General features: G+C 65.7%; 11 protein-coding genes. 3 read left to right on the plus strand and 8 right to left on the minus strand.

The window, feature by feature from the left end:
• Nucleotides 1-129: 129 nt before the first annotated feature.
• The 3 genes from XF30_RS08350 to XF30_RS08360 all read right to left on the minus strand — a co-directional run bounded on the left by XF30_RS08350 (nt 130) and on the right by XF30_RS08360 (nt 3199).
• Nucleotides 130-1449 (minus strand): TRAP transporter large permease, encoded by a 1320-nt coding sequence (locus tag XF30_RS08350; protein ID WP_035997903.1) that lies wholly within the window; start codon nt 1447-1449, stop codon nt 130-132.
• Nucleotides 1450-1451: 2 nt separating this feature from the next.
• Nucleotides 1452-1961 carry a TRAP transporter small permease gene (locus XF30_RS08355; RefSeq protein ID WP_035997911.1) on the minus strand — a complete coding sequence of 170 codons (510 nt, stop codon included), beginning with the start codon at nt 1959-1961 and terminating at the stop codon, nt 1452-1454.
• Between the two features lie 221 nt (nt 1962-2182).
• Complete coding sequence (locus XF30_RS08360; protein ID WP_109142403.1) at nt 2183-3199, minus strand: TRAP transporter substrate-binding protein; 1017 nt, start codon at nt 3197-3199, stop codon at nt 2183-2185.
• Nucleotides 3200-3614: 415 nt separating this feature from the next.
• On the opposite strand from XF30_RS08360, the gene XF30_RS08365 reads away from it, so the two are divergent.
• Nucleotides 3615-4034 (plus strand): PaaI family thioesterase, encoded by a 420-nt coding sequence (locus XF30_RS08365; RefSeq protein ID WP_035997915.1) that lies wholly within the window; start codon nt 3615-3617, stop codon nt 4032-4034.
• A gap of 55 nt (nt 4035-4089) precedes the next feature.
• Here XF30_RS08365 and XF30_RS08370 read toward each other — a convergent pair whose 3' ends face one another.
• A complete protein-coding gene (locus XF30_RS08370) occupies nt 4090-4974 on the minus strand; it encodes a LysR family transcriptional regulator (protein WP_035997918.1) in 885 nt (294 codons plus the stop codon).
• 121 nt (nt 4975-5095) lie between these two features.
• Between XF30_RS08370 and XF30_RS08375 the strand changes: the two genes are divergently transcribed.
• Complete coding sequence (locus XF30_RS08375; protein WP_109142404.1) at nt 5096-5704, plus strand: pyridoxamine 5'-phosphate oxidase family protein; 609 nt, start codon at nt 5096-5098, stop codon at nt 5702-5704.
• A gap of 206 nt (nt 5705-5910) precedes the next feature.
• On the opposite strand, the gene XF30_RS08380 is transcribed toward XF30_RS08375, so the two are convergent.
• From XF30_RS08380 to XF30_RS08390, 3 genes are read right to left on the minus strand one after another with little or no spacing between them, the layout of a single operon-like run.
• Nucleotides 5911-6642: an ABC transporter ATP-binding protein gene (locus XF30_RS08380; protein ID WP_109142405.1), complete on the minus strand. Its 732-nt coding sequence runs from the start codon at nt 6640-6642 to the stop codon at nt 5911-5913.
• Nucleotides 6639-8408 carry a branched-chain amino acid ABC transporter ATP-binding protein/permease gene (locus XF30_RS08385; protein ID WP_109142406.1) on the minus strand — a complete coding sequence of 590 codons (1770 nt, stop codon included), beginning with the start codon at nt 8406-8408 and terminating at the stop codon, nt 6639-6641. The genes XF30_RS08380 and XF30_RS08385 overlap by 4 nt, the downstream gene beginning before the upstream one ends.
• Before the next feature lie 5 nt (nt 8409-8413).
• Nucleotides 8414-9454: a branched-chain amino acid ABC transporter permease gene (locus tag XF30_RS08390; protein ID WP_192893076.1), complete on the minus strand. Its 1041-nt coding sequence runs from the start codon at nt 9452-9454 to the stop codon at nt 8414-8416.
• Nucleotides 9455-9627: 173 nt separating this feature from the next.
• On the opposite strand from XF30_RS08390, the gene XF30_RS08395 reads away from it, so the two are divergent.
• Complete coding sequence (locus XF30_RS08395; RefSeq protein WP_035997926.1) at nt 9628-10149, plus strand: MarR family winged helix-turn-helix transcriptional regulator; 522 nt, start codon at nt 9628-9630, stop codon at nt 10147-10149.
• Between the two features lie 31 nt (nt 10150-10180).
• Here XF30_RS08395 and XF30_RS08400 read toward each other — a convergent pair.
• A partial coding sequence (locus tag XF30_RS08400) for a glycerate kinase type-2 family protein (protein WP_244608885.1) occupies nt 10181-11330 on the minus strand: 1150 nt, incomplete at its 5' end.

The following is an 11330-nucleotide window of genomic DNA, read 5'->3' on the forward strand; positions in this document are numbered from 1 at the left end:
GTCTATCTCCACAAGCGTGCTCGCGGAGAGAGATCCCTCACCCGTCTCGCCGCTATCGCGGCGAGCCACCCTCTCCCACAAGGGGAGAGGGGAAGCAGCCACGCCGTGCGGCATTCAATCTTGTCACCTCTAATGCGCCATCATCCGCGTCGGCAGCCAGGTTGCCAGCAGCGGGAAGGCGATCAGGATCACGAGGCGCACGAGGTCCGTTGCCACGAACGGGCTTACGCCCTTGAAGATGGTGGAGAAAGAGACGTCCTTCACCACGCTTTTTATGACGAAGACGTTCATGCCCACGGGCGGAGTGATCAGGCCGAGCTCGACGGTCACGACGATGATGATGCCGAACCAGATCGGATCGAACCCCAGATGCATGATCACCGGGAAGATGATCGGCACGGTCAGGATGATCATCGCCATGGCATCCATCAGGCAGCCGAGCACGAGATACATCACCATGATCAGCGCCAGCACGCCGTAGGGGCCGAGGCCGAGCCCGGTGAGGAATTCCGTCACCTTCTGCGGCGTCTGCGTCACCGTGAGGAAATAGCCGAAGATCAGCGCGCCGATCAGCACGGTGAACACCGCAGCCGCGGTGCGCGTCGCCTGCAGCAGCGAGGCCAGCACCTTCTCGCGGTCGAGCCGGCCGGTCAGCACGCCGATGATGAAGGCCCCGGTCGCGCCGACGCCGCCGGCCTCGGTCGGCGTGAAGCGCGGCAGGAAGGGCAGGCCGTAGAGGCCGCCGATGACGAAGATGAACAGCAGCACCGGTGCCCAGATCTCCTTCAATCCGGCAAAGCGCTCGCGCCACGGCGTCACCTTGCCCTTGGGCAGGAACTCGGGGCGGAAATAGCCGATCAGGGAGATCGTGATCATGTACATGGTCATCGCGAGCAGGCCCGGGATGATGCCGGCGATGAACAGCTTGCCGATGTCCTGCTCGGTGATGATGCCGTAGACCGCAAGAACAGTGGATGGCGGCAGCATCGCGCCCAGGGTGCCGCCGGCCGCGATCACGCCGGTGGCGAAGGATTGCGGATAGCCGAAGCGCCGCATCTCGGGATAGGCGACGGCGGAGAAGGTCGCGGCGGTCGCGACCGAGGACCCGCAGATCGCGGCAAAGCCGCCGCAGGCGCCAACGGTGGCAATGCCGAGTCCGCCGCGCAAATGTCCGACGAAGCCGTTGGCGGCGCGGAATAGCTCGCGGCTCATGCCGGAATTGCTGACGAAGGAGCCCATCAGCAGGAACATCGGGATGACGCCGAAGGTGTAGTCGGTCACGGTGCGCATGGTGACCTGACCGACCATCTTCAGGGCCGGTGTCGAGCCCACGAGATAGCTGAAGCCGCACACGCCGACGAGGCCCATGGCCATGCCGACCGGCACGCGCAGCAGCATCAGGGCGAACAGGGCGACGAAGCCGATGACGGCGACGGCGTCGGTACTCATGGTTACTCCGTCACCTTGATCTTGGGTTCATGCATGTCTTCGGGGTGGAAGATCAGCCGGTACGTGCGGATCGCGATTAGCAGCACGGCGCAGACGTCGCCGATCCACGCGACGAGGAAGAACGGCCATGTCGGCATGTGCAGGTCGAAGGTCTGAACGTTGTCGTTGTAGGTCAGCCGGACCTTGTCGAACAGCGTCCAGGTCTGCACGGTGACGACGAACAGCAGCACCAGGGTCGCGAACACGTCGATCCAGCGCTGATGGCGCGGCCCGACATTGCCCCAGACCAGGTCGACCGTGATGTGGGTGCCGCGATAGGAGGTTGCCGCGATGCCCCAGAAGATGAGGATGCCGAGCAGCATTCGGCCGATGTCGAAGCTGTCGGGGATCGAATAGTTCAGCGTGTTGCGCAAGAGCACCGACAGGAAGATGTCGAGCGCGACGATGCCGACGAAGCCGGCCGCGATCCATTCGATCGAGTCGATCACGCGATCCATCCAGGAGCGCTTCATGGGGTGGTCCTACCGGGTGAGGTGATTCGTTTAAGCCAGATGTCGCCGCGCACTTCGCCTCTCCCCGCGTGCGGGGAGAGGTCGCAGCGCATCGAAGATGCGATGCGGGTGAGGACGACTCTCCGCGAGTCCGTCTGTCATCATCTTTGCAGAAGCAGCCCCTCACCCCGACCCTCTCCCCGTAAGGACGGGGAGAGGGGGAGAGAGAGCTCGCCACCACGTCACTCCGCCAGCGCGTTGTACTTCTTCAGCGAGGCTTTGAGCTCCGCGAGCGCGGCGTCGGGATCGGCACCGGCCTTCTTGGCGCCGTCGCCCCAGGTCTTGACCAGCGGCTCGGCGGCCTTCTTCCAGGCGGCGATCTGCTCGGGCGTCAGCTTGTAGACCTCATGGCTGGATTCCGCCTTCACCTTGGCGATGCCGGCGTCCTCGAACTTGCCCCAATGCTCGCCGACCGCGCCTGCCATCTCGACCGTGCAGTTCTTGTCGATCGCGGCCTTCTGCTTGTCGGACATCGCATTGTACTTGTCCTTGTTGATCACGAACACGAAGGTCGTGGTGTAGAGCGGCGCCTCCATGTCGTATTTGGTCACCTTGTCGATCCCGAACAGCACCAGTGAGCCCCAGGGGAAGGTGACGCCGTCGGCGACGCCGCGCTCGATGATGTCGCGCACTTCCGGCGCCGAGGACTGCACATTGGTGCCGCCAAGCGAGGTGACGAAGTTCGCCATGGTAGCGTGCGCCGGGCGGATCTTCATGCCCTTCACGTCCTCGGGGTTGACGATCTTCTTGGTGCGGGAATGGAACGAGGAGGGCGAGTGGACGAAGGCGAGGCAGTATTTGACGTCCTTCATCTCCTTCTCGGCAAATTTGCGATACCACGCGTCGAGCCCCATCGAGCCGCCCTTGGCATCCGAGATCAGGAACGGCAGCTCGCCGGCGCCGATGATCGGAAAGCGGCCGGGCTGGTAGCCGGGGTTGACATAAGTGACGTCGGCGATGCCGTCGCGCGCCATGTCGTAATGGTCGAACGCCTTGCCGAGCTGCTGGGCCGGAAACACCTTGCCGGTAATGGTGCCGCCGGAATCCTTGTTCACCGCAGCCACCCAGTCTTCCAGCGATTTCTGCAGCGGATGCGATGCCGGCACCCAGTGCGAGACCTTCAGGTCAAATGTCTTGTCCTGCGCGAGCGCGGGGCTCACGCTTGCTGCCAGCAGCAAGGCCAGACAGGCTTTCCTCATCACGCGTCTCTCCCTTTTGCGACGGCGGGCTTCGTTGGCCCGGTCTCGTTAATTAACATGTTATCTAATTCGCCGGCGCGTTCAAGCCGGAACTGAGGCGCGCCGAGTCGCGCCATCTACGTCAGCCGTGTTGCACGGATTTGTCGCTGCTCGGGCGACCACCGCTCTCCCTTTGCGCAAACGTTATAAGGTATAATTATCGTCTGCGAGCCTTGGCCACAAGCAGGCTGCGACCAAAGCCTAACAGGATCGGAAGCAGCATGTATTGCGGACAAAGGTCGCAATCGTCGGGCCGTTGCGGCGATGGCGGGGCTCGTTTCAAACATCTGCACAAATTCCGTTTAAAGCTTTGTAGGTGATGCATTCCTCGCGTCATTCGCTTCCAATGCAGCCGAGGCAATGAAGCGAGACCGCCATGACCCGCACCGACATCCCCGCCGGCTACGAGCCACATTTCCGCAAAGCGCCGCTGACCGATCCCTGGGAGCCGCTCTATTCGAAGAAGACCGATAAGGGCGTCACCGTCGGACTGCGCCTGGCGACGCCGCACACCAACGCCCGCGGATTGATCCATGGCGGGCTGATCGCGGCGCTCGCTGACGCCGCCATGGGCTACAGCTGCGCCCAGGCGACGGGCTGGACCACGTCATTCGTCACCATCTCGCTGTCGGTCGACTATGTCGGCGCCGCCGAGATCGGCCAATGGCTGGCGGTCGAGGGCGAGGCGATCAAGACCGGGAACACGATCTGCTTCGCGCAGTGCCTGGTGAAGGCGGACGACGCCGTGATCGCGCGGGCCAGCGGCACGTTTCGGGTAGTGCCGAAGAAGGGGTGAGGCCCAACTCTCTCCGTCGTCATGCCCGGGGCAAGCCCGGCCATGACGGAAAAGATCACCCAAACCTCCACTCCGCCGTCTCCACCACGAGGTCGACGAACGCGCGCACCTTGGCCGAGAGCAGGCGCGAGGTCGGGTAGACGATGTGGATCGGCAACGCCGGCTGCTCGTATTGCGCCAGCACGATCTTCAGGCGCCCGCGCTTCAGGCCCTCGGCGGCCTGATAGGCCAGCACCCGCGTTACGCCGCCGCCGGCCTCGGCATATTGCAGGGCGGCGTCGGCGCTGTTGCTGATGAAGCGAGGCGACAGCGGCAGCCCGATATCGCGGCCGTCGCGCAGGAAACGCCATTCGGACCAGGGGCCGAACTGGATGGTCTGGTGCGTGGCGAGCGCTTCCGGCGTCTTCGGCTCGCCGTTGCGCTTGAGATAACCGGGCGCGGCCACCACGATCCGCCGCATCTCGCCGACCTGGCGCGCCACAAGCGAGGAATCGGCGAGATGGCCGATCCGCACCGCGGCATCGACGGCGTCCTCGACGAGGTTGACGAGATGGTCGGACAGCCTGAGTTCGGCGGCGACCTCGGGATAGCGCTTGAGATAGGCGGTCATGAGAGGCCCGACATGCAGCCGGCCGAAGCCGACCGGCGCGGACACGACGAGACGCCCGCTCGGCCGATTGCGCTCCTCCCGCGCCGAGCCGTCAGCCTCCTCGACGTCGGCGAGGATGCGCCGCGCGCGCTCCAGGTAGCGCGTGCCGACGTCGGTCAGCGCCACCTGCCGCGTGGTCCGCTGCAGCAGCCGCGCGCCGAGATGCTCCTCCAGCGCCGCGATCATCCGCGTCACCGCCGACGGCGACAGCCGCAGTTTGCGCGCGGCCGGCGCGAAGCCGCGCAGGTCGGCGACCGTGACGAAGACGTGCATGGCTTCCAGGCGGTCCATGGACATTATTGCATAAATCGCAATGATGAAGTGTCAAGCTGCTCAATTGTTTTAGACGCCGAAAGGTCCAGATTAGGCGCGGAAGACGCAGCAATGCGCCGGAATTTCAGGAGATGTTCCGATGACGGCAGTTCACACCTATGCCAGCGACGTGGCCTTTTCGCCGGCGGTGAAGACGATCCAGGCGCGCAAGGGCTCGCGCGAGGCCTATGCGCGCAGCGAGCAGCGCGGCTGGCGCACCGAGGTCGACGACAATCTCGCCGCGTTCCTGGCCGACGCCAACAGCTTCTATTTCGCCACGGCTTCAGCCGACGGCCAGCCCTACATCCAGCACCGCGGCGGCCCGAAGGGCTTTCTCAAGGTGCTGGACAAGCAGACGCTCGCCTTCGCCGACTACGCCGGCAACCAGCAGTTCATCACGCAAGGAAATCTCTCGGAGAATCCCAAGGCCTACATCTTCGTGATGGACTACGCCCACCGCCGCCGGGTGAAGATCTGGGGCGAGGCGCGCGTGGTCGAGGACGACGAAGCCCTAACCACGTCATTGATGCCGAAAGACTACCGCGCCCGGCCCGAGCAAGTGATCCTGTTCAAGATCGCGGCCTGGGACACCAACTGCCCGCAGCACATCCCGCAGAAGTTTGATGCAGCCGATGTCGCGGCCGCGCTCGCCGCGAGAGATGCGAGGATCGCAGAGCTGGAGGCGCAGGTTGCGGCGCTGAAGGGGTAGGCGGCGAGCTTAGCCTCTAACGAAAGCTGAAGCAGGCTGCGCGGTCCACCCTCTCCCCTTGTGGGAGAGGGTGGATTCGATGCGAAGCATCGAAGCCGGGTGAGGGGTTCTATCCTCTCGGACGGTCTCACGCGCGGAGAGAACCCCTCATCCGGCGCTTCGCGCCACCTTCTCCCACAAGGGGAGGGAAGAAGAGCGCTGAATCGCTAAATCACACTCTCGCCTTCGTGCTGGAAGCCGAGATAGCTCGCGGCCACCCGTTCGTTGGCGGCGATGTCGCTGGCCTTGCCGCTGAGCACGAACTCGCCGAGCTCCATGACGTAGGCGTGGTCCGCGATCTTCAGCGCGGCCTGCGCGTTCTGCTCGACCAGCAGCACGGAGACGCCGGCGGCGCGGAGCTCGGTGACGATGCGGAAAATGTCGGCGACGATGATCGGGGCAAGGCCGAGGCTCGGCTCGTCCAGCATCAAGAGCTTCGGCTCGCCCATCAGCGCGCGGCCCATCGCGAGCATCTGCTGCTCGCCGCCGGAGAGCGTGCCGGCGAGCTGCTTGCGCCGCTCCTTGAGCCGCGGAAACAGCGCATAGACCCGCTCCATCGAGGCTTTGGCCTTGCTGCGCTCGATCCGGAACGCGCCCAGCTCGAGATTGTCCTCGATATTCATGGTCACGAACAATTCGCGGTGCTCGGGAACGAGACCGAGGCCCATCGCGACACGGTCCTCGATGTCGAGGCGGGCGAGATCCTGCCCGGCAAAGGCGACGCGGCCCTCCAGCGGCAGGATGCCCATGATGGCCGAGAGCAGCGTGGTCTTGCCGGCGCCGTTGGCGCCGACGATGGTGACGATCTCGTTGGCGCCGACCTCGAGCGAGACCGAACGCACTGCCTCGACCTTGCCATAGGCGACATGCGCGTCGGTGACGGACAACAGCGTGCTCATGCCGCCACTCCGAGATAGGCCTTGATCACTTCGGGATTGGTCTTGATCGTCGCCGGCGTGCCTTCCGCGATCTTGGTGCCGAAATCGAGCACCACGATGCGGTCGGCAAGGTTCATCACGAAGCCCATGTCGTGCTCGACCAGCAACACGCTCATGCCGCCGTCGCGCAAGTCACGCAGCAACGTTGCGAGGCGCTGCTTTTCCATGTGGCGCAGGCCGGCGGCCGGCTCGTCGAGCAGCAGCAGCATCGGATCGACGCAGAGCGCGCGGGCGATCTCGACGATGCGCTGCTGGCCGAGCGAGAGCGAGCCTGCGAGCTGGTGCATCTGCTCGGTGAGGCCGACGCGCTCGATCTGGCGGGCGGCCTCGGCGAGCAGCTTGGCCTCGTCAGCGCGGTCGAGCCGCAGCATCGAGGAGATTGGGCCGGAATGGCCGCGCAAATGTGCGCCAATCGCGACGTTCTCCAGCACGGTCATGTCGGGGACGAGCTTGACGTGCTGGAAGGTCCTGCTGATACCGAGCTTGACGATCTCCTGCGGCGGCGCGTTGTCGACCTTCCTGCCGAGCACCGAGATCGAGCCGGCGGTTGCGGACAGCACGCCGGTGATCAGGTTGAAGGTCGTGCTCTTGCCGGCGCCGTTCGGGCCGATCAGCGCGACGATCTCGCGGGTCTGCACGTCGAAGGACACGTTGTTCACGGCGACCACGCCGCCAAACTGCTTTCGCGCCTTCTCGACCTGAAGCAGGACGCCGGTCTCGGCGGGCGCGCGGGTGCGATGCTCCAGCTTCAGCGAGGTGTCCGGCTTCCTGCCGTCGGTGCGCTCGGGCAAGAACGACATCAGCCAGGGCCAGAGGCCGCCGGGCGCAAGCTGCAGCAGCGCCACCAGCATGATGCCGAACACGATGGTCTCGACCTGGCCGGAGCCCGGCAGGATCAGCGGCAGATAGCTCTGCAGCACCTCTTTCAGGATCACGACAATCGCCGCGCCCAGCACGCCGCCCCAGACATAGCCGGCGCCGCCGACCACTGCGATGAAAAGGTATTCGATGCCCATATGCGCACCGAACGGCGTCGGGTTCACGGCGCGCTGGAGATGGGCGTAGAGCCACCCGGACAGGCCCGCGAGCACCGCGGCATGGATGAACACCAGCAGCTTTGCACGCGGCGTGTGGACGCCGAAGGCCTCGGCCGCGACATGGCCGCGGCGCAGCGCGCGGATGGCGCGGCCGGTGCGGGAGTCCAAGAGGTTCATCGTCAGCAGGGCCGAGAGGATCACGGCGATCCAGATCGCGTAATAGATCGAGCCGGGCGAGAGCATCTTGAAGGCACCGATCGACAGCGGCGGGATCGCCGAGATGCCGTCGTTACGTCCCAGAAACTCCAGCTTGCTGAACAGGTAGAACAGCCCAAGCCCCCAGGCGAGCGTGCCGAGCGGCAGGTAATGGCCGGAGAGGCGCACGGTGATCAGCCCGAGCAGCACCGCGAGCGAGCCGCTGACCACGAGCGACAGCGGCAGCGTCAGCCAGGGCGACAGGCCATAGGCCGTCGTCAGCACGGCGGTGGTGTAGGCACCGAAACCGACGAAGGCGGCCTGCCCGAACGAGGTGAGGCCGCCGACGCCGGTCAGCAGCACGAGGCCCATCGCGACCAGCGCGGCAAGGCCGATATTGTCGAGCAGCACGATCCAGAACGGGGGCACGCCCGGGATGAACGGGATCGCCGCCATAACGAGCGCAAAGACGAGGATGGGAAGCCGGCTCTGCATCGGGCTCAGTCCTTCTCTTCCTCGACCGCGGGCGCGGCGAGCGAGCGCAGCAGCAGCACGGGGATCAGCAGCATGAAGACGATCACCTCCTTGTAATTGGAGGCATAGAAGGACGAGAACGCCTCGACGATGCCGACCACCAGCGCCGCGACGGCGGTGAGTGGATAGCTGACGAGGCCACCGATGATCGCGGCGACGAAGCCTTTCAGTCCGATCAGGAAGCCGGAATCGTAGTACAGCGTCGTGATCGGCACGATCAGGATGCCGGAGATTGCGCCGATCACGGAGGCCAGCAAGAAGGCGATCTGGCCCGACAGCGTGGTGCGGATGCCCGCGAGCCGCGCCCCGAGCCGGTTGACCGCGGTCGCGCGCAGCGCCTTGCCGTACAGAGTCAGCCCGAAGAACAGCCAGAGCGCGACGATGAAGGCGATGGTGATGGCATAGACGGTGATGCTCTGGCCGGTGAAGCGCAGGGCGCCGGCGGTGAAGGCGCCGGACAGCACGGCAGGCCCGCGCTGGCCTTCGGCGCCGAAGAACAACAGGCCGAGGCCCTGCAGCGCGAGGTGGACGCCGACCGAGGCGATCAGCAGCACCAGCACCGAGGTGTGCGCCAGCGGCTGGAAGGCGATGCGGTAGAGATAGAGGCCGATCATCGCCACGATCACCAGCGACAGCGCGATGCAGACCGCGACCGGCGGCTTCTGCGCGGCGAGGGACAGGGTCAGCGCCAGCACGACCGCCGGCAGCACGACGTTGGCGATGAAGCTGCGGACGACCAGCCGCCCGTGCAGCGCCTTGCGCGCGACGAACAGGTCGAAGACGAAGGCGCCGATGCCGAGCGCCAGCGCCAGCTTTGCCGTGCCCGGCATCTGGCCGGCGGCCAGCGAGGCATAGGTCAGCGCGCCGTAGGTGACGAATTCGCCCTGGGGAATGAGGATGACCCGGGTGACGGCGAACACCAGCACCAGCGCCAGGCCGAGCAGCGCATAGATCGCGCCATTGGTGATGCCGTCCTGCACCAGGAACAGCATGATGGTGGTATTCAAGACCGGACGCTCCCCCTAATCCGGACCGGTCCCCTCGATTGCGGTGGACGGTCCGCTCACAGCCATTGAAAAACGCAGGCGATATTTGGTATGGTCCATAACAATTATCAAATATAACTTCAAGGGTGGGAACGACCCGCCCCGGAATTTAGCGGGATTACGAGCACGAGGCGATGACCGTTTCCAAAACCGCTGAAAAGTCCTCCGACAAGCCGGCCGACGCGGCCAAGGGCCGCAAGGAGGCAGGCGAGCCGCAGGCGGAGGCCCTCCAGCTCGGCGAGCTTTCCGAGCAGCTCGGCTATGTCCTGAAACGTGCGCAGCTCAAGGTGTTCGAGAATTTCCTGCGCTGCATGGCCTCGCTCCAGCTGACGCCGGCGCAGTTCTCGGTGCTGCTCCTGGTCGAGAAAAACCCCGGCCGTAACCAGACCGAGATCGCCTCCACGCTCGGCATCCTCAGGCCGAACTTCGTAGCCATGCTCGACAATCTGGAGAGCCGCGACCTCTGTGCGCGGATCCGCTCCACCAACGACCGCCGCTCGCACATCCTGGTCTTGACCGACAAGGGCAAGGCCGTGCTGGCGCGCGCCAAGAAGCTCGTCGCCACCAAGCACGAGGCCCGGCTGAACGATCTGCTCGGCCAGGCCAACCGCGAAGCCCTGATCGAGATGCTCGCGAAGATCGCCAACGAGTTTTGACTCTTACCCTCTAGGGGAGGGTAAGCGAACGTCAATCCACCAAAATCACCCTGATGTCGTTCACGTTGGTCAGCGTCGGTCCAGGCTGTAGCAGGTCGCCGGTCGCCTCGAAAAACGTGGTGGCGTCGTTGTTGGCGAGATAGGCCTGCGGCTCGAGCCCCAGCGCCTTCATCTTCGCGAACGTCGCCGCATCAATCAGCGCGCCGGCGGGGTCGGTCGGGTGGCCGGCGCCGCCATCGGCGCCGTCGGTGTCGCCGGCCAGCGCCGCGATGCCGGAAGTGTCCTTCAAGAGCGAGGCCAGGGCCAGCGCGTATTCCTGGTTCGGCCCGCCGCGCCCGTTGCCGCGCACGGTGACCGTGAGCTCGCCGCCGGAGAGAATCGCGACGCGCTTGCCCTGGCTGCGTGCCTGAAGCGCCAGCCTGGCGTGATCGGCGGCGACCTCGCGCGCCTCGCCTTCGAGATCGGCGCCGAGATCGATGGTCTCGTAGCCGGCCTCGCGCGCGAGCTTGACCGCAGCGTCCAGCGACTGCTTGGGCCGCGCGATCAGCTCGAACGACGCGTGCGCAAAGGCGGCGTCGCCCGGCTTGCAGCTCTCGTTGTTGGGATCGTCGAGCGCGCGCCGCACCGCATCGTCGATGTCGAGCCTGTATTTCGCCACGATCGCGCGCGCATCCGCCAGCGTGGTCGGATCGGGCACGGTGGGGCCGGAGGCGATCGCGGACGGATCGTCATGCGGCACGTCGGAGATCGCGAGCGTCACGATCTCCGCGGCGTTGCTGCCAGCGCGGGCGAGGCGGCCGCCCTTGATCCGCGACAGGTGCTTGCGCACGACGTTCATCTCGCCGATCGGCGCGCCCGAGCGCAGCAGCGCCTTGTTGACCGCCTGCTTCTGCGCGAAGCTGATGCCGTCCACCGGCGCGATCCAGTTGGCCGAGCCGCCGCCGGTGAGCAGCACCAGCAGGAGATCGTCCGGCCCGGCCTCGCCCGCGAGTGCGAGCGTGTCGGCCGCGCCCTTCAGGCCGGCTTCGTCAGGCACGGGATGACCGGCCTCGACCACGCGAATGCTGCGCGTCGGCACGCCGTAGCCGTGGCGCGTGGTGGCGATGCCGACGAGGCGCTCCGGCGCCAATCCCAGCGCATCGAGATAATGCCGCTCCGCGGCTGCGGCCATCGCGCCGGCG

Origin of the sequence: Bradyrhizobium sp. SUTN9-2 (assembly GCF_003122645.1) — a bacterium.
GTDB classification, from domain to species: domain Bacteria; phylum Pseudomonadota; class Alphaproteobacteria; order Rhizobiales; family Xanthobacteraceae; genus Bradyrhizobium; species Bradyrhizobium yuanmingense.